At 70.5% G+C, this 18,181-nt stretch carries 14 protein-coding genes; 8 read left to right on the top strand and 6 right to left on the bottom strand.

Annotated features, from left to right (window positions below):
* Positions 1 to 4 precede the first annotated feature (4 nt).
* A complete protein-coding gene (locus AB0H21_RS14935) occupies positions 5 to 1,669 on the bottom strand; it encodes a hypothetical protein (RefSeq protein WP_358516471.1) in 1,665 nt (554 codons plus the stop codon).
* A gap of 306 nt (positions 1,670 to 1,975) precedes the next feature.
* Between AB0H21_RS14935 and mtrA the strand changes: the two genes are divergently transcribed.
* The 6 genes from mtrA (at position 1,976) to AB0H21_RS14905 (ending at position 9,090) form a co-directional block, all read left to right on the top strand.
* The gene (gene mtrA, locus AB0H21_RS14930; protein WP_114031473.1) at positions 1,976 to 2,653 is read left to right on the top strand and encodes an MtrAB system response regulator MtrA; all 678 of its coding nucleotides are present in this window, start codon (positions 1,976 to 1,978) and stop codon (positions 2,651 to 2,653) included.
* 35 nt (positions 2,654 to 2,688) lie between these two features.
* Entirely contained in the window at positions 2,689 to 4,443 is a 1,755-nt protein-coding gene (mtrB, locus tag AB0H21_RS14925) for an MtrAB system histidine kinase MtrB (RefSeq protein WP_358516468.1), read from the top strand.
* The gene (locus AB0H21_RS14920; protein WP_358516466.1) at positions 4,433 to 6,205 is read left to right on the top strand and encodes an LpqB family beta-propeller domain-containing protein; all 1,773 of its coding nucleotides are present in this window, start codon (positions 4,433 to 4,435) and stop codon (positions 6,203 to 6,205) included. The genes mtrB and AB0H21_RS14920 overlap by 11 nt, the downstream gene beginning before the upstream one ends.
* A gap of 106 nt (positions 6,206 to 6,311) precedes the next feature.
* Positions 6,312 to 7,016 carry a ComF family protein gene (locus AB0H21_RS14915; RefSeq protein ID WP_358516464.1) on the top strand — a complete coding sequence of 235 codons (705 nt, stop codon included), beginning with the start codon at positions 6,312 to 6,314 and terminating at the stop codon, positions 7,014 to 7,016.
* 566 nt (positions 7,017 to 7,582) lie between these two features.
* Entirely contained in the window at positions 7,583 to 8,245 is a 663-nt protein-coding gene (gene raiA / locus AB0H21_RS14910; RefSeq protein ID WP_358516462.1) for a ribosome-associated translation inhibitor RaiA, read from the top strand.
* 140 nt (positions 8,246 to 8,385) lie between these two features.
* Positions 8,386 to 9,090 carry a response regulator transcription factor gene (locus AB0H21_RS14905; protein WP_358516460.1) on the top strand — a complete coding sequence of 235 codons (705 nt, stop codon included), beginning with the start codon at positions 8,386 to 8,388 and terminating at the stop codon, positions 9,088 to 9,090.
* 78 nt (positions 9,091 to 9,168) lie between these two features.
* Here AB0H21_RS14905 and AB0H21_RS14900 read toward each other — a convergent pair whose 3' ends face one another.
* Complete coding sequence (locus AB0H21_RS14900; protein ID WP_358516458.1) at positions 9,169 to 10,431, bottom strand: crosslink repair DNA glycosylase YcaQ family protein; 1,263 nt, start codon at positions 10,429 to 10,431, stop codon at positions 9,169 to 9,171.
* A 222-nt stretch (positions 10,432 to 10,653) separates the two neighbouring features.
* The gene (locus AB0H21_RS14895) at positions 10,654 to 10,935 is read right to left on the bottom strand and encodes an HGxxPAAW family protein (RefSeq protein WP_358516456.1); all 282 of its coding nucleotides are present in this window, start codon (positions 10,933 to 10,935) and stop codon (positions 10,654 to 10,656) included.
* Between the two features lie 304 nt (positions 10,936 to 11,239).
* Here AB0H21_RS14895 and secA point away from each other — a divergent pair, with 304 nt between their 5' ends.
* Positions 11,240 to 14,041, top strand: coding sequence for a preprotein translocase subunit SecA (gene secA, locus AB0H21_RS14890; protein WP_358516454.1), 2,802 nt, complete (start codon positions 11,240 to 11,242; stop codon positions 14,039 to 14,041).
* 159 nt (positions 14,042 to 14,200) lie between these two features.
* Here secA and AB0H21_RS14885 read toward each other — a convergent pair whose 3' ends face one another.
* The 3 genes from AB0H21_RS14885 to AB0H21_RS14875 form a co-directional block, all read right to left on the bottom strand.
* Positions 14,201 to 14,761, bottom strand: a complete 561-nt coding sequence (locus AB0H21_RS14885) for an Rv3235 family protein (RefSeq protein ID WP_358516452.1) — start codon at positions 14,759 to 14,761, stop codon at positions 14,201 to 14,203.
* A 111-nt stretch (positions 14,762 to 14,872) separates the two neighbouring features.
* On the bottom strand, positions 14,873 to 16,207 hold the full coding sequence (locus AB0H21_RS14880) for a PTS transporter subunit EIIC (RefSeq protein WP_358516450.1): 1,335 nt from the start codon (positions 16,205 to 16,207) through the stop codon (positions 14,873 to 14,875).
* Positions 16,208 to 16,238: 31 nt separating this feature from the next.
* Positions 16,239 to 16,979 carry a GntR family transcriptional regulator gene (locus AB0H21_RS14875; protein WP_358516449.1) on the bottom strand — a complete coding sequence of 247 codons (741 nt, stop codon included), beginning with the start codon at positions 16,977 to 16,979 and terminating at the stop codon, positions 16,239 to 16,241.
* Positions 16,980 to 17,135: 156 nt separating this feature from the next.
* On the opposite strand from AB0H21_RS14875, the gene AB0H21_RS14870 reads away from it, so the two are divergent.
* The gene (locus AB0H21_RS14870) at positions 17,136 to 18,170 is read left to right on the top strand and encodes an SIS domain-containing protein (RefSeq protein WP_358516447.1); all 1,035 of its coding nucleotides are present in this window, start codon (positions 17,136 to 17,138) and stop codon (positions 18,168 to 18,170) included.
* Positions 18,171 to 18,181 lie beyond the last annotated feature (11 nt).

Raw genomic sequence — 18,181 nt, 5'->3', positions numbered from 1 at the left:
AGGGTCACGGCGCTCCGGGGCCCTGGGGTCCCGCCGGGCCGGGGCCGTAGGGCGCTCCGGGTCCGGGCCCGTACTGAGGGGGCCCGTACTGAGGGGGCCCGTACGGCGTGCTCTGGCCGGGGCCGTAAGGGATGTTCTGGCCGTCCTGCCCGTACTGGGCGTACTGGTGGGGGTTCTGCGCATACTGGACGTACTGGGCGTACGGCCCGGCCTGGTCATGGGGGACGCCGGCCGCGTGGGCCGGGTGCCACAGGTCGTCGGCGGCGGCAGGGACCCACCCCGGCCGCTGCTGATCCGCGGCGGCGGTCTGCAGGACCAGGTCGAATGCCTCGGCGCGCATCCGCCGGTCGGCGTAGAGCAGCCCGTTGACGCCCGCCTGCAGCGGGTAGGTGATCATGGAGCTGAGGATGCCGCCCACGATGGACAGCACGGTCGTGACCACCATCGCCCCGAAGCTGCCCGGAGCGCCGAACGACACGATGAACGACACGACGCTGACCGGCGTCGCCAGCAGGCTGCCGATCAGCACGCCGAGCAGCAGCGTGGCGATCAGGATGAGGAACGTCCGCCAGAAGGCGCCCCTGACCAGCGACCACGACCGGGCCATCGACGCGATCACGCCGTGCCTTTCCAGCACCACCGCGGCCGGTGCGAGCGCGAGGCGCGTCGTCGTGATCGCCCAGTAGACCAGGTAGCAGACGCCGAGCAGGAACGCCGCCGGCACGATGAGCCCGGCGCTCGCCCCTGCGGCCGCCAGGGCCGCCACCAGCAGGATCAGGGCGACCATCGGCACGGCGAGGATCAGCCCCGTGAGCAGCGCGAGCCCGAACAGCGCCGGCACCCTCGACCGCGTGAGCCGCCAGGCCTCGCCGATGGTGATCCGCCCGCCGAACACCGCCCGGCCGAGAATCCGCGTCAGCACTCCCGTCAGCATCGTGACCAGGAGGAACTGCATGACGTACGACAGGAGCGCGCCGCCGAACTGGGCCACCAGGCCGCCGGTGGGCACGTTGGGCTGGAACGAGGTGGGGTCCGCCAACAGGTCGCCGACCGAGCGGTAGTAGATCGCCTGGCCGATCGCCAGGGGCAGGGTGCCGATGGCGGCGGCGATCGCCGACAGGCCGAGCGTGGCCTTCGGGTTCGATCGGATCAGCTTGATGGTGCCGTCGAGCATCTCGCCGAAGCCCAGGGGCCGCAGCGGGATGATGCCGGGGCGCGGCGCCGCCGGGGGAGGCATGAAGCCCTGCCGCCCTCCGTAGCCGGGGGCCTGAACGTAGCCGCCCTGGCCGTATGCCTGCTGCTGCTCGTACCCCGGCCCGTACGCGCCCTGTCCGTACATGCCCTGCCCGTACGCCGGCCCGTACGTCGGCCCGGGCGGCTGTTGCCCGTAGGACTGCTGCGCGTACGGCTGCTGCCCGTACGCGTCCTGGCCATGACCGGGCTGCCCGTAGCCGGGCTGCCCGGACGGGGACGCGTACGGCTGCTGCCCGTCCTGAGGCTGAGCGCTCTGACCTGGGGGGACCTGCCCCGGCCACGCCTGGTCGGAGGCGCTGCCGCCCGCCGCGCTGGGGGACGTCCACGGCGTCCCTGCCTGGCCGGTGTACGGCGGAGGCTGGTCGCTCGCCCAGCCCTCGGGGGTGCCGGGCGCGGAGCCGTGACCGTCTGACATATCCCAATCCTGGCATGTCGCGCGGCTCTTCGGGGTTCTCACCGAAGTGATCACACCGCGGGATGGCCTAATACCGGCCACTTGACGCAGACTTGGGGAGGGGTCCTGCACTCCCGCGCCACGCCACATGGCAGGCTCGTCGAGCCAGATCATTGGCGGGTTGAGTAACGTGCGCCTAAAATTCAGATTTTGGTGACGTCAATGTTCGATCGTTTATCCTCCCGCGAGGACACGCGGGTAACCTTCGGTCGGTCTACCTGGTTTCACCACAACCTTCTAGAACCTGTGCAGAACGAATGAGGGGCCATGAAAGGACGCGTGCTGGTCGTCGACGACGACGCCGCTCTCGCCGAGATGCTCGGCATTGTCCTTCGGGGGGAGGGCTTCGAGCCTTCGTTCGTGTCAGATGGCGACAAGGCGCTGGACGCGTTCCGTGATACCAGGCCGGACCTGGTCCTTCTCGACCTGATGCTGCCGGGGGCCGACGGCATCGACGTCTGCCGCCGCATCCGCGCCGAGTCGGGCGTGCCCATCGTCATGCTGACCGCCAAGAGCGACACGATCGACGTCGTTCTCGGCCTGGAGTCCGGCGCCGACGACTACATCGTCAAGCCGTTCAAGCCCAAGGAACTCGTGGCCCGCGTGCGCGCCCGGCTGCGCCGCACCGACGAGCCGACCCCCGAGGTCCTGCAGATCGGCGACATCACCATCGACGTCGCCGGCCACTCGGTCAAGCGGGAGGAGGAGACCGTCAACCTCACCCCGCTGGAGTTCGACCTGCTGGTCGCGCTCGCCCGCAAGCCGCGCCAGGTCTTCACCCGCGAGGTGCTGCTGGAGCAGGTGTGGGGCTACCGCCACGCGGCCGACACCCGCCTGGTCAACGTGCACGTCCAGCGGCTCCGCGCCAAGATCGAGAAGGACCCTGAGCACCCGGAGATCGTGGTCACCGTCCGCGGTGTCGGCTACAAGGCCGGCCCGGCGTAGGCAGGCCCAGCCGTGCCGTGACCCCTGGATCTTCCATGGCCACCGAGACCCTTCCCGGCTCCTCCGGCCCCGCACGCCCGGGGGGAAGGCCCAAGCCGAAGAAGAAGACACGGCGGACGCCGCGCCAGATCGTACGCGGCGTCCGCAGGCGCGCCCGCCGTGCGGCGGGCCGGGTCCGGCGGGTCTGGCGGCGCTCGCTCCAGCTCAGGGTCGTCACCAGCACCCTCATGATCTCCATGACGGTGGTCGCGGTGCTGGGCTTCTTCCTGTGGCAGATGATCGACACCGCCATCCTGCGGGGCCGGCTGGACTCCGCGACCGCCGAGGTGCGGGCCAACGTGACGACGGTCGAGAGCTACCTCAACCAGCCGCTCGCCGCCGCGGGCAAGCAGACGCCGTCCACGCAGGACGACGAGCTGAGCTTCTCCAACGAGGTCGACCAGGCCGCGAACGCGCTCGCGACGCGCGCAGACGGCCGCTACAGCGTGGTGATCCTCAACCCGAACGTGGTGGGGCATGACCGCGGCACCAACGACGTCGACTCCCGGAGCGTGCCCCAGAAGCTGCGCGACAGCGTCCACCGGGCCAAGGACGGCGAGACGCCGGCGCAGTACACCCCGCTGTACTACGTGGGCCGGAGTGAGGCGGTGCCCGCGCTGGCGCTCGGCGCGCTCGTCGACGACTACGAGATCTACCACTTCTTCCCGCTGGCGGACGACGTCAAGACGTTGTCCACCGTCCAGCAGTGGTTGTTCGTGGTCGGCGTGGCGCTGGTGCTGCTGCTGGCCGCGGTGGCGTCGCTGGTGACGCGGCAGGTCGTCACGCCGGTCCGGCTCACCCGCCAGGCGGCCGAGCGGCTGGCGGCGGGCAGGCTGGAGGAACGGCTGAAGGTGCGCGGCGAGGACGACCTGGCGCGCCTGGCCGCCTCGTTCAACGAGATGGCGTCCAACCTCGCCCTGAAGATCCACCAGCTCGAGGAGCTGTCGCAGGTGCAGCGGCAGTTCGTCTCGGACGTCTCCCACGAGCTGCGCACGCCGCTGACCACCGTCCGCATGGCCGCCGACCTGCTGTACGAGGGCCGCGAGGACTTCGACCCGGCGACCGCGCGCGCGGCCGAGCTCATGCAGAACCAGCTCGAACGGTTCGAGTCGATGCTCGCCGACCTGCTGGAGATCAGCCGGTACGACGCCGGGGCCGCGACGCTCGACATCGACTCGGTGGACATGCGCGACGTCGTGCTGCGCGCCGTGGGCGACTCCCAGCCGCTCGCCGAGCGCCGGGCGACCCGGCTCGACCTGCGGCTTCCCGGAGAGCCGTGCATGGCCGAGGTGGACAGCCGCCGCGTCGAGCGCATCCTGCGCAACCTGCTGTTCAACGCCATCGAGCACGGCGAGGGCCGTGACATCGTGGTGGCCCTCGGCGCCGACCGAGACGCGGTGGCCGTGGCCGTGCGCGACCACGGGGTCGGGCTGAAACCGGGCGAGGAGAACATGGTCTTCGACCGCTTCTGGCGGGCCGACCCCTCACGGGCGCGCACCATCGGCGGGACCGGCCTCGGCCTGGCGATATCGCGCGAGGACGCCATGCTGCACGGCGGGTGGCTGCAGGCCTGGGGCATGCCGGGCGAAGGCTCGCAGTTCCGGCTCTCGCTGCCCCGCCAGGCGGGGGCCGAGCTGCGCGGCTCGCCGCTGCCGCTGGTGCCGCCGGAGATCGAGATGCGGCGCACCTGGCGCGGCCACGCCACCCCGGTGCTTTCGCCCGCGGTCGAGGGGGCCTTCGATGCCGACTAGACGCTCCACGGCCGGGCTCTGCGTGCTGGCCATGGCCGCCCTGGCGGTCGCATCCTCGGCGTGCTCGACCGTCCGGACCGGGGGCAACATCTTCACCGCGCACGACCCCGGCAAGAACGACCCGCTCAGCCAGCCGTACGTGCGCATACTGCCCGCGCCCCCGAAGCCGAACGCCACATCCGCCGAGATCGTCAGCGGCTTCCTGGCCGCCGCGGCGAGCTTCGACGACCCCACGCGCACCGTCGCCAAGCAGTACCTCACCAGCGACGCGCAGCGCACCTGGAGCCCCTTCGACCCCGTGACGGTCTACGACCAGGCCAAGCTGACGACCGACGGGCGCGGGGACGACCTCACGCAGGCGCACGTCCAGCTCAAGGGCATCAGGCTCGGCGAACTGGACCGCGACAGCCACTACGTGCCCCGCGACGCCTCCGCGAACAACGATCTCACCCTCGGCTTCATCCTGGTGAGGGTCCGCGGCCAGTGGCGCATCTCCACGGCCCCGTCCGGGCTGCAACTGTCCAACGACGACTTCAAGCGCGCCTACCGCTCCTTCGACCTCTACTTCGCTGCGGGTGAAGAGGACGGCCTGGTCAGCGACCAGGTGTGGCTGCCGATCAACCCCAACCAGGGGCTGGCCAAGACGCTGGTCCAGCGGCTCCTCGTGGGGCCGACCACGCCGCTGAAGGGCGCCGTCGACTCGGCGTTCGGCGGCCAGGTGGACGACAGGGACGTCAACGACGTCACCGTCGAGGGGGACACCGTCGTCGTCGACTTCACCTCCGACGTGGTCGACGCGGCCCGCGTCGCGCGGTACAAGAGGGCGCTGTCGGCCCAGCTGTCCTGGACGCTGAAGCCGCTCACCGAGGCCCGGCGCATCGAGGTCAGGGTCAACGGCGAGCAGTTCCCCGGCGGGCCGTTCATCATCGACCCCCGCGACTACAAGAGCTACGACCCCAATGTCGTCGACGCGAACGTCCAGGCGTTGTTCCTGCGGCAGGGCAGGCTGTTCGTCATCGACAAGGACAAGGACGAGCCGTTCACCGCGGGCACCGGCCCGGCGCGGCAGCTCACCTCCCTCGCGGTGGCAGACAGGAGCTTCTCGCGGGTGGCCGGCCTGGAGAAGGGCGGCGGCAGGATCTGGGTCACCGGCACCGCGCCCGGCGACTCGTGGCAGCGCTGGATGGAGGCGCCCGGCCTCACCTCGCCGTCCTGGGACCGGCACGGCGACCTCTGGTCGGTCTCCCGGACCGGTCCGCGCAGGTCGCAGGTCCTGCGGGCGCGCGAGCCGGGCAGCCCGATCCTGGTCAGCGCCCCCGACCTGGAGGGAACCGACGTCACGGCGTTCCGCGTGGCCCGCGACGGCGTCCGCGTGGCGGTCGTCTCCGACGACGGGCACGGCCAGCAGGTGCTGGTCGGCACGATCAGCAGGTCGCGCATGGAGGTGAGGAACGTCCACACGCTCTTCCCCGCCGAGGCGGGGCGGCAGATCGCCGACATCGCGTGGCGCGACGCGAGCACGCTGCTGGTCCTCACCAAGAACAAGAACGACCGGCAGCTGACCGCCGTGTCGGTGACCCAGCGGGTGACCGACACGCCCAGGTCGGCGGCCGGCATCGAGACGATCACCGCCGCGCCCGACCCCGCGCCCGTCCTCGCGGGCACCTCGGACGGCCAGGTGCTGATGTGGGACACGCAGAAGCGCCAGTGGACGCCCGTGGAGAAGAACGGCGCGAGCGCCCCGATGTACCCGCTGGGGTGACGCGGGCCTGTGGACGAACGGGCCTCCGTGACCGGAACCGGCCATGGCCTGGGAAAACCCGGCCCGGCGCCGCGTTTCCGTCGGTGCCGGGACGCATGGTGGGCGGGTGCTGACCACCGTCCTCGACCTGATCCTTCCGCCGCGCTGCGCCGGGTGCGGCGGGGCGGGCGCCGTCCTGTGCCCTTCGTGCCTGGGGCGCATGCGCGCCGACCCGTTCCCCCGGACGCCCGGCCTCGCGCCGCGGGGGCTGCCCGAGTGCTGGGCGGCCGCCCCGTATGAAGGCGTTTCGCGCCGGGTGATCCTCGCGTACAAGGAGCGCGGGCGCACCGCCCTGCGGCCCGCGCTGGCGGCGTGCCTGGTCGCCACGTTCGTCGCAGCCGCGGGGCTGCCCACGACGCCGCTGCTGCTGGTCCCGGTGCCGAGCGCGCCGCGGGCCGTGCGGCGGCGCGGTCACGACCCCGTGGGGCGGCTCGCCGCGCTCGCCGCCCGCCGGTTACGGGCGCGGGGCTGCCCGGTCGTCGCGGCCCCGGTGCTCAGGCACCGCCGGCACGTGCGCGACCAGGCGGGCCTGAGCGCGTCCGAGCGCGCCGGAAACCTCGCGGGGGCCTTCGAGGTCGCGGGGCCCGGTTCCTGGCGCGCCATGGCCGCCACCGCCGCGCGCCGGGGCCTTCCCGGGCGCCCGGTGGCGGTGCTCGTGGACGACATCGTGACCACGGGCGTGACGCTCGCGGAGGCGGCGGGCGCGCTGCGCGCCGCAGGCGTCGCGGTCCCCCTCGCGGTGGCGCTCGCCGCCACCCGGAGGCATTTGTGACACGCCCGACACGCCCGGCGACATCAGACTGAAAAAGATTACGAACAGTAATGAAATCGTCAAATCGCCGGGCTGCCCTCACGGACACAAGTGCGTACCGGCGAGTGCGAAAGGTGCAGCTCACACGACATGGGAACCCCCTGGCGCCGAGCACGAGCACGGCCAACGCCGGGTCTGCTCCCGGGCTCGGATTCTCAAGGAAATCACTGAATGTGATCCTTTGGCCGACCCCGCGGCTGACATTCGGCCCCACAGCGACTAGCGTCTGAGCATGGCACCCGTTCGGGTCCGTGGTTGCACCGGACCGACCCCCGCAGGGGGGCCGGCCCGGCTAGCCGATGCCAGCCGCAGGCGAAACGGCCCACGTAAGGCGACTCTTTGTCGACCGATCACGGTGCGGCTTAGAGGTAAGTCCTGCCTTCCCGGAGGTCCAGATGTCCTCCGTCAGAAGAGAAGGGCAGTAGTGGCACAGAGCCGCGAGACCCTCAGCAGGCGGATGTGGGGACGAAGACCAGGTCGGCCGGACGGGTGTCCTCCTCGCAGTCGATACGAAGGGGGGCCTTTGAGTGGACATCATCGTCAAGGGACGGCACACCAGTGTGAGTGACCGGTTCCGCGATCATGTGACGACCAAGCTGGCCAGGATCGAACGACTGGACAACAAGCTCATACGCGTCGATGTGGAGGTGTCCAAGGAAGCGAACGTGCGGGCGACGGAGGACCGGGAACGGGTCGAGCTGACCATCCACTCCAAGGGTCCGGCGATCCGCGCCGAGGCGTCGGCCGACGACCGCTTCGCGGCGCTCGACATCGCCCTCGGCAAGCTCGAGGGACGCCTTCGGCGCATCGCCGACCGGCGGAAGGTCCACCACGGCAACCATTGCCCCCCATCGGTCGCCGCCCTCACCTCCGCCCTGGCGGACACCTACGAGCCCCTGCCCGAACCGCTTCCCGCCGAGCCGCAGGCCCGGGAGAAGGCCGGCCGCGCCCCGCGCGAGTCCGGCTTCGAAGAAGCCATCGTTCCGATCGAGATGGACGGCGACGGCCCCCTCGTCGTCCGCGAGAAGTTCCACAACGCCGACCCGATGACCATCGACCAGGCACTGCTGGAGATGGAACTCGTCGGCCATGATTTCTACCTGTTCAGAGACAAGGAGTCCGGACATCCCAGCGTCGTGTACCGACGTGTCGGGTACGCATACGGAGTGTTGCGGCTCGTAGAACAGTAACCGCGGCGTTCGAAGATCCTCTCGACCACCCCCGCGACCCGGAAACCCATGTAATGATGGCGGTTCCGACAGGTCGCGGGAGCGTCGTGCGGTAGGGGACGACCTACCCGGCGCGATCTGGCTCCCCACGAGGAGGAGGCGTGACGCAGACCGACGAAACGGCCGACCGCTCCGGGCGGGACGAGCCGATCCGCGTGCTGATCGTTGACGATCACGCGCTGATCCGGCGGAGCCTGGAGCTGGCGCTGGCCGCGGAGCCGGACATCGATGTGGTCGGCGAGGCGAGCGATGGTCAGGAGGCGGTCGAGATCGCCGACCGCCTCCTGCCCGACGTGGTCCTCATGGACGTGCGCATGCCCCGGCAGGGGGGCATCGAGGCGACCCGGGTCATCAAGGCCTCGGTCCCGAGCGCGCGGATCATCATGCTGACCGTCAGCGACGAGGAAGAAGACCTCTTCGAGGCGATCAAGGCCGGGGCCACGGGCTACCTGCTGAAGGACGTTCAGATCGACGAGGTCCCCGACGCCGTGCGCGGCGTCCACGAAGGACAGTCACTGATCAACCCGGCCATGGCGGCGAAGCTCATCAGCGAGTTCGCCAGCATGAGCCGCAAAGAGGCCGAGAGGCCGCCGCAGCTCCCCGTCCCCAGGCTCACCGAGCGCGAGATGGAGGTGCTCCGCCTCGTCGCCAAGGGCATGAACAACCGGGAGATCGCCAAGGAGCTGTTCATCTCCGAGAACACGGTCAAGAACCACGTCCGCAACATCCTGGAGAAACTCCAGCTCCACTCCCGCATGGAAGCCGTGGTCTACGCGGTCAGGGAGCGCCTTCTGGAGATCACATAAGGTTGTGCCCGTGTGGTTCGCTCCACTCGCCCAGGGCTTGGGCGCCGCGCCCAAGCCCGGTCGGGCCGAGGTGGTCGGTTAGCGGGGTTGCCGGCTCTCCAGGGCTTTTGCCAGGGGGAGTGTCAGCTCGGGCTCTGTCACGCGGTCTACTCGGACGGTGTCGCAGCCGACCCAGGTGGCGGCTTCGTGCAGGGCCTGGCTCATGGACTCCACCGCGCTCGCGGGAACCCTGCCGGTCGGGCCGGGTTCGAAGGCGACGTGGCGGGCGACGAACGCCGAGCCCTCGCGGGCCGGGTCGACGCGGCCGATCAGGCGGCCGCCGGCGAGGACCGGCATCGTGAAGTAGCCGTACACCCGCTTGTCCTTCGGGACGTACGCCTCGAGACGGTGGGTGAAACCGAACACGCGCTCGGTGCGCGCGCGGTCCCACACCAGGGAGTCGAAGGGCGACAGCGGGGTCGTGCGATGGCGGCCCTTGGGCGCGGACTCCAGCGCCGCAGGGTCGGCCCACGCGTTCGCGACGTCCCGGCCCGTGACCGCCCCGTTCCCGGAGCGCCGGGCGGCGCCCCAGCCGGAGACGCGCACGGGGACGAGCCCGGCGGAGCCGTCCAGCAGCGCGTCGTCGAGCATGGTCGCGTACACGCCCTGGAGCCGCAGGAAGTCCACGATGTCGGCGCGGGTGGCGACGCCGAGCGCCGCCCCGGCGATGCGCGCCAGCCGCACGACGCACTCGGCGTCGGTCGGCTCCTGTTCGAGGAGGGCGGCGGGAACGACGCGGTCGGCGACGTCGTACACCCGGCGCCAGCCGACGCGGCGCGTGCACACGACCTCGCCGATGTCGAGCAGGAACTCCACCGCGATCTTGACGTCGGACCAGTCCCACCACGGGCCGCCGTTCTTGGCTCCGCCGAGCTCGGTGGTGGTGAGGGGGCCCTCGTCCCTGACCTGCTGGAGCACCTTGTCGATGGTGGGCGGCACCTCGTGCCAGCGGAAGCGCCGGTCGCGGTAGGCGCGGCGGCGGAAGGCGTACAGCGGCCAGTGGTCGATCGGCAGGATGCAGGCGGCGTGACACCAGTATTCGAAGGCCGACGCCGGGTCGTGCCAGTAGGCCCGCTCGACCTTGGCCCGGCCGACGGCCCCCAGGCGCGCGTACGCGATCAGTTCGTGCGAGCGCGCGAGCACGGAGATGGTGTCGAGCTGGACGGCGGCCAGGCGGCGCAGCACCGCCGCCACCCCGCCCCGGCGGGAGTCGGCGCCGAGGAAGCCCTGGGCACGCAGGATGAGACGGCGCGCGTCGTCGGCGGACAGATCGGCCACGGCACCGGGAAGACCACTAGGCATGAAACCTGATGCTAGACCCTGCCACCGACAAAACGCCTACGCCGGTGTGAGGGTTGTCACGCGAAGGGTGATGGAGCGGAAGCGGTCCCGGCCCCAGCGGGCTTGGGCGCGGCGGTGTTCTGGAGCCGTCAAACGCAAGGGTGAGGAACGAGCCCTTGCGTTTGACGGTGGAAGAACGCCGCCTAAAGTGCGCCCAAGCCCTTTGCGAACGGAGAGAGCGCCCTAGGCACTGTGCCGTTCGAAGGGCGAGTGGTGCTCCTGGACGGCGATCTCGCGGGGGGCGTCCTCGATGACGTCCGAGAAGATGTCGAAGATGAGGGCGAGGATGCCGCCGACCACGATGATGCCGCCGCCGAGCCAGAACAGGAACCAGTTCGGGCCGAGGCACAGGGCCACCCCGCCGATGGTGAACCCCAGAAGGATCACGGTGACGGCCAGCCATGAAGTCGGACGCCCCGCGTGGGACTGCCCGCCGTGTGCCGGCGCCGGTGCGCTCTCGGCCATCCTGACTCCTAGATCTCGTTCAGACTCGCGTGACGTCGGGAGGGGGCGCCGCGTGGCAAAGATTCCCTCCCCTTACCGTCGCACGATATACAACGTCACCACCGGTCGCCGCAGGCCGTACCGGTGTAACCCGTGTAAACGGTCCGGCGTGGGGGAAGCCGGGAACTCTGGCGAGCCCGACAGCGTCATTGACGGTGGCTGTGCGCGGTGGTGAAACCGCCTACCATGGTTACGGGGAACTCTGTTACGTCCTCATGTCCCGGCCGCCGGGCCGCGGTACAGACCTGCGAGGAGCTTTACAAAAGTGCCAGCCATTTTCGACAAGATCCTTCGCGCCGGTGAGGGCAAGGTTCTGCGCAAGCTGAAGCGGATCTCCGAGCAGGTCAACTCCATCGAGGCCGACTTCAAGAGTTTGAGCGACGCAGAGCTGAGGGCGCTGACCGACGAGTACAAGCAGCGTCATGTGGACGGCGAGTCCCTCGACGATCTGCTTCCCGAGGCCTTCGCGACCGTCCGCGAGGCGGCCAGCCGCGTCCTCGGCCAGCGCCACTTCGACGTCCAGATCATGGGCGGCGCCTCCCTGCACCTCGGCAACATCTCCGAGATGCGCACCGGTGAGGGCAAGACCCTGACCTGTACGCTGCCGGCGTACCTCAACGCGATCTCCGGCAAGGGCGTCCACGTCATCACCGTCAACGACTACCTCGCCAAGCGCGACGCCGAGACGATGGGCCGCATCCACCGCTTTCTGGGTCTGGAGGTCGGCGTCATCCTGGCGAACATGCCGTCAGACGAGCGCCGCCGCCAGTACAACGCGGACATCACCTACGGCACGAACAACGAGTTCGGCTTCGACTACCTGCGCGACAACATGGCGTGGTCGCTCGAAGAGTGCGTGCAGCGCGGCCACAACTTCGGCATCGTCGACGAGGTCGACTCGATCCTGATCGACGAGGCCCGTACGCCGCTCATCATCTCCGGCCCCGGCGAGCAGTCCGGCAAGTGGTACCAGGAGTTCGCCAAGATCGTCCCCCGCCTCCGCCGCGGCGTCGAGGGCAAGGAAGGCGAAGAGAGCACCGGCGACTACATCGTCGACGAGAAGAAGCGCACGGTCGGCGTCCTCGAGGCCGGTGTCGAGAGGGTCGAGGACTGGCTCGGCATCGACAACCTGTACAAGCCCGAGCACACCCACCTCGTCGGCTTCCTCAACAACGCCATCAAGGCCAAAGAGCTCTACAAGAAGGACAAGGACTACATCGTCGTCGACGGCGAGGTCCTGATCGTCGACGAGTTCACGGGCCGCGTGCTCCACGGCCGCCGCTACAACGAGGGCATGCACCAGGCCATCGAGGCCAAGGAGTCCGTGAAGATCAAGGACGAGAACCAGACCCTCGCCACGATCACCCTGCAGAACTACTTCCGCCTCTACACCAAGCTCGCCGGCATGACCGGTACGGCGGCCACCGAGGCGAACGAGTTCCACCAGACCTACAAGCTCGGCGTCATCCCGATCCCGACGAACCGGCCGATGGTCCGCCGCGACCAGGCCGACGTCGTGTACAAGAGCGAGGACGCCAAGTTCGCGGCCTGCGTGGCCGACATCAAGGAGCGCTACGAGAAGGGCCAGCCCGTCCTGGTCGGCACCACCTCGGTCGAGAAGTCCGAGAAGCTCTCCAAGATGCTCAAGCGCGCCGGTGTCCAGCACGAGGTCCTGAACGCGAAGAACCACGCCCGTGAGGCCGCGATCATCGCCGAGGCGGGCCGCAAGAACGCCGTCACGGTCGCGACGAACATGGCCGGTCGAGGCACCGACATCATGCTCGGCGGAAACTCCGAGTTCCGCGCCGACCTGGAGCTGCAGCAGCGCGGCCTGTCCCCGTCGGAGACGCCGGACGAGTACGAGAAGGCCTGGCCCGAGGCTCTCGAGAAGGCCAAGGAGGCCGTCAAGGCCGAGCACGACGAGGTCACCGAGCTCGGCGGCCTGTACGTCCTCGGCACTGAGCGCCACGAGTCCCGCCGCATCGACAACCAGCTCCGCGGTCGTTCCGGCCGTCAGGGCGACCCGGGCGAGTCCCGCTTCTACCTGTCCCTCGAGGACGACCTGATGCGGCTGTTCAACGCCGCGCGCGTCGAGATGATCATGAATCGGCTGAACATCCCCGAGGACGTGCCGATCGAGTCCGGCATCGTCTCCAAGGCCATCGCCTCGGCGCAGCACCAGGTCGAGCAGCAGAACTTCGAGATCCGCAAGAACGTCCTCAAGTACGACGAGGTCATGAACCGCCAGCGCAAGGTGATCTACGCCGAGCGCCACCGCGTGCTGGAGGGCGCCGACCTGCACGAGCAGGTCCGTACCTTCGTCACCGACGTCGTCGAGGGGTACGTCCAGGCGGCCACCTCCGAGGGCTTCGCCGAAGAGTGGGATCTGGACAAGCTGTGGAAGGCGTTCCAGCAGCTCTACCCGATCACGGGCACGGCGGAGGAGCTCGTCGAGAGCCAGGCCGGCGGCGAGCGCGAGAGCCTCACGCCGCAGGTCATCACCGAGTGGGTCAAGGCCGACGCCCTCGCCGCGTACGCCAAGCGCGAGGAGACGCTCGGCTCCGACACCATGCGCGAGCTGGAGCGCCGGGTCATCCTCTCGGTGCTGGACCGCAAGTGGCGCGAGCACCTGTACGAGATGGACTACCTGCAGGAGGGCATCGCCCTGCGGGCCTACGCCCAGCGCGACCCGCTGATCGAGTACCAGCGCGAGGGCTTCGACATGTTCTCGGCGATGCTCGACGGCATCAAGGAGGAGTCGGTCGGTTACTTGTTCAACCTCGAGGTCGAGGTGCAGGACAACCCGATCGTCGAAGAGGTGCCGCAGGACGCCGGGGTCAGCGAGACCGAGGCGATCATCTCCAAGGCGTTGCGCCGCCCGCAGCGTCCCACCGAGATGATCTACAGCGCGCCGGGCGAGAGCGGCGAGGTCGAGCAGACCCGGGTGCACACCACCGCCGAGGAGCGCGCGGCGTACGGCAACGTCGAGCGCAACGCGCCGTGCCCCTGTGGCTCGGGCAAGAAGTACAAGCGCTGCCACGGCGACCCCAAGCACGCCGGCGCCTGATCCGTCCCGCTCCTCGGCCGTCCGGCGGCCGAGGGGCCACGATCGCCCGGCCCCGTGACCCGCACAGGTCACGGGGCCGTCGTGTGGTCGGTCACGCCCTCACAGAGCCGGGGTCCACAAGGTGGCGAACGCCCTGTTCGGGGCGTTTGGGCTTGGGGTTCACGCCGTCTCGAAGTCCGTGCACAACCACTGGACGCCCCGGCGTTCCACCCGCAGCGCCAGCACGCGACTTCGCTCGCCGCAGCGGACGAGCATGCACGCCTCGACCACGCCCTCGCACGGCAGGTGGACGTGCGGGGCGGCGGCCACGGGCGGCCGCCTGCCGTCGATCATGCGCCCGGCGCGCACCAGCTCGGCGTACGCCCGGTCGGTCAGGCGCTCGGCCACGCCGCCCGGCGGGCGCCGTCCCGCCAGCACCTCGGCGATGGCCTGCCCGAGGCCGCGCAGCCCGCGCTCGTCGGGTGAGGCGCCGCCGCGGGTGGCCAGGCCGGCGCGGGCGGTGAGCGTGAGGGGGCGGGTCGCTTCGCGTGGCGGCGCGCTGCGGGCGGCGGACGGCGAGCTCTGCGCCGGACGGGGAGCCGCCGCCGGCGAGCCGGGGCGGCGCTCCTCGTCGTACGGCGGATCGGCCGGCGGGACGGTACGCAGCGCGGGCAGGGTGATCGGGCTGGAGAGACGGGACATCGCGGGCACTCCGGTGTCGTCGGCGAATCGGGACGACACTAAGGAGCACCCACCCGGGCGGGCTGATGCGCGTTGTCACGGACCGGCCACACCGCACCGCGCCGATCGGGTCCCGGCCACGCCATACCGCGCCGGCCGGGTCCGGCCACGTCAGGGGCTTCGGACGCCCGGTGGCGCGGCGGGCTCGCCGGAGTCCGGGTCCGGCTCAGGCTCGCGCCCGGGGGTGAGGATGTCCAGCCGTTTGATCAGGAAGCTGAACACCGCGTAGTACACGACCGCGTAGATCAGGCCGAGCACCATGATCTGCCAGAACTTGTCGGTGTTGGACTTGGTGGCGTTGAGCGCCGCGTCGATGGCCCCGGCCGAGAAGGTGAACCCGAGATGCCCGCCCATGGCCGCCACCAGGGCCATCGACAGGCCGGTGAGCAGGGCGTGGATGACGAAGAGCAGCGGCGCGACGAAGATGAACGCGAACTCGATCGGCTCGGTGATGCCGGTCACGAACGACACGAGCGCCGCCGAGATCATGATGCCGCCCACGGCGCGGCGGCGGAGGGGCGGGGCGGCGCGCCAGATGGCGAGGGCGGCGGCGGGCAGGCCGAACATGATGACGGGGAAGAACCCGGCCATGAACTCGCCCGACCCCGGATCACCCTGCAGGTAGCAGGTGAGGTCGCCCGCGAAGTGCCGGCCCCCGACCATGCAGTCGGGCACCTGGAACCACACGATCGAGTTGAGGAAGTGGTGCAGGCCGAGCGGGATGAGCAGCCGGTTGGCGGCGCCGTAGATGCCCGCGCCGACGGTGGAGTGCTCCGCGAGCCAGCGTCCGAACCCGGTCAGCCACTCGCCGACCGGTTGCCAGAGCACGCCGAACACCACGCCGAGGATCAGCGCGGCGAACGCCGTGACGATCGGGACGAACCTGCGCCCGCCGAAGAACGCCAGCCAGGTGGGCAGCTTGATGCGGTAGTAGCGCTGGTAGAGGGCGGCGGCGACCAGGCCGATCACGATGCCGCCGAGCACGCCGGTCGGGTTGCCCGGCCCGAGGTCGAGCACCTGAGACGCCCTGCCGTCCGCGCCGATGACCGTGTGGGCGACGCGGGTGTGCACGGCGGAGCCGGAGGCGTCGAAGAACAGCAGCTTGGACACCCGGTCGAACACGAGATAGCCGACCAGCGCGGCCAGGGCGGTCGACCCGTCGGAGCGGCGCGCGTACCCGACGGCCACGCCGATCGCGAAGAGCAGGGGGAGGTTGTCGAAGAGCGCCTCGCCCGCGCCGCCCACCACCTCGGCGATCTTGTCCAGCGCGGCGTTCTGGGTGCGTCCGAGCAGGTCGTCCTGGCCGAGCCGGAAGAGCAGGCCCGCCGCGGGGAGGGCGGCGATCGGCAGCATCAGCGAGCGGCCGATCCGCGACAGGATCGCCATCACGCCGGATCTGGGGCGCGGGGGCGCGGGGAGGCCCGCATCGGCCGAGGCGGAGCTCATCGGCTTTCCTCCAGGGATGGGAAGGGAGGATTCAGCTACGCCGCGTCGGGATCTCCAGCACCGTGCGGAGCTGGTACCGGTCGGCGCGATAGGTCGACACCCCGAACTCGACGCAGACGCCGCCCGAGAACGACCGCCGCTGGAGCAGCAGCACGGCCCCGCCGCGGGGCAGTTTGAGCAGGTCGGCGTCGCCCGGATCGGCGATGCCCCCGTCGATGGTCAGTTCTCCGGCGTCCAGCACGACCCCGTGGCGCGTCTCCAGCAGCGCGTAGAGGGACCGGCCGGACAGGTCGAACGATGCCAGATCGGGCGCGAAAGATACAGGAATGTGCGCCCGTTCGATGCAGAGCGGCTCCCCGTCGGCCGTCCGCAGGCGCTCGATGAAGTGGACCGCCTCGCCCGGCGGGATGCCGAGCTCGCGCGCGAGGTGGGCGCTGGCCCGGACCACGCGGCGGTCGAGGTCGCGCGAGCCGGGCTCCATGCCCCGGGCCCGCATGTCGTCGCTGAAGGACGTGAGCCGCAGCGCCATCTCGATCTTGGGCCGGGCCACGAACGTGCCCTTGCCCGCGACGCGGTGAAGCCGCCCCTCGGAGACGAGGTGGTCGACCGCCTGGCGTACAGTCATGCGCGACAGGCCGAAGCGCTGGCACAGCTCCCGCTCGGAGGGGATCGCCGCCCCGATGGAAAGCTCGTTGCTCTCGATGAGGTCGAGGAGGATCTCGCGAAGCTGGAAGTACTTCGGCACGGGGCTGTCAGGGTCGATCTGCGCCACTATCCTCTCCTCTCGATCTCAACGTCGGCATACGTTAAAGTTTGTACTGGTCTAGTCCGGACTAGACCACAAGCCAGAAATAAGTGTCAACGTACGGACCGGCGACGGATCGATAACGGCCCGATCTCGCCTCCGAAGCTGAAGGACGGGGCACGGATGACGACCAACATGCGCAGCGAGATAGCCGAGCAGCCGGCCGCCCTGCGAGCCACCCTCGACGCCCTGCTTCCCAGGGTCGACGAGGTGAAGGGCCTCGCGGGCGGGACGCGGCAGCTCGTCTTCATCGCCCGGGGCACCTCCGACAACGCGGCCGTGTACGGCCGCTACCTGATCGAGGCCCACGCGGGCCGGATGTCCTCACTGGCCGCCCCCTCCATCGCGACCACCTACAAGCGCAAGCTCGACCTGAGCGGCGTGCTCGCGGTCGCCCTGTCCCAGTCGGGCAAGACCGAGGAGATCGTCGACACGCTCGCCTGGGCCAAGGACTGCGGCGCCGCCACGGTGGCGATCACCAACGGCGGAGAGGAGTCCCCGCTGGCCCAGGCCGCCGACCTCGCGCTGTGCACCCTGGCCGGCGAGGAGAAGGCCGTTCCCGCCACCAAGACCTACACCACCCAGCTCGCCGCCCTCGCCGTCCTGGCGCTCGGGCTCGACGCGGACGTGAACGCCGACGACCTCCAGCGCGTGCCGGACGCGGTCGAGCGGCTCATCGCCGAGCCCGGCGACCTGGACGCCGTCGTGGACGGGCTGGCCGAGGTGTCCGGCGTCGTCGTCTCCGGCCGGGGCATGGCCTTCTCGACCGCGCTGGAGACCGCCCTGAAGCTCAAGGAGGCCTGCTACCTGCACGCCATGGGCCTGTCGTACGCCGACCTGCTGCACGGGCCGATCGCCGTCGTGGACGAGCGCACGCCCGCCCTGCTGGTCGCCGCCGGCGAGGGGCCGACGCTGCAGGGCACGGTCGCGCTCGCGCGGCGGGTGACCGGCGCCGGGGCGTCCGCGTTCGGCGTCGGCGGCGGGGACGAGCTCGCCGCCGCCTCCACCGCGGCGCTCAACGGGCCCGAGCTGCCCGAGTGGGTGGCCCCGATGGGGTTGATCATCCCCGGTCAGCTCGTGACCGAGGCGCTCGCGCGCCGCCGCGGCATCGACCCGGACTCCCCGCGGGGCCTCAACAAGGTGACGCAGACCGATTAGCGTCACTAGCG

The sequence above is a fragment of the Sphaerisporangium sp. NPDC051011 genome, assembly GCF_040653595.1.
Classification (GTDB): Bacteria; Actinomycetota; Actinomycetes; order Streptosporangiales; family Streptosporangiaceae; genus Sphaerisporangium.
Note: the sequence above shows the minus strand (reverse complement) of the source record. Positions and strands in the feature narration are given on the sequence as shown.

Bases quoted from the DNA above. Each gene is read 5' to 3' on its own strand.
- AB0H21_RS14935 (WP_358516471.1), bottom strand. From the start codon at position 1,669: ATGTCAGACGGTCACGGCTCCGCGCCCGGCACCCCCGAGGGCTGGGCG.
- mtrA (WP_114031473.1), top strand. From the start codon at position 1,976: ATGAAAGGACGCGTGCTGGTCGTCGACGACGACGCCGCTCTCGCCGAG.
- mtrB (WP_358516468.1), top strand. From the start codon at position 2,689: ATGGCCACCGAGACCCTTCCCGGCTCCTCCGGCCCCGCACGCCCGGGG.
- AB0H21_RS14920 (WP_358516466.1), top strand. From the start codon at position 4,433: ATGCCGACTAGACGCTCCACGGCCGGGCTCTGCGTGCTGGCCATGGCC.
- AB0H21_RS14900 (WP_358516458.1), bottom strand. From the start codon at position 10,431: ATGCCTAGTGGTCTTCCCGGTGCCGTGGCCGATCTGTCCGCCGACGAC.
- AB0H21_RS14895 (WP_358516456.1), bottom strand. From the start codon at position 10,935: ATGGCCGAGAGCGCACCGGCGCCGGCACACGGCGGGCAGTCCCACGCG.
- AB0H21_RS14880 (WP_358516450.1), bottom strand. From the start codon at position 16,207: ATGAGCTCCGCCTCGGCCGATGCGGGCCTCCCCGCGCCCCCGCGCCCC.
- AB0H21_RS14870 (WP_358516447.1), top strand. From the start codon at position 17,136: ATGACGACCAACATGCGCAGCGAGATAGCCGAGCAGCCGGCCGCCCTG.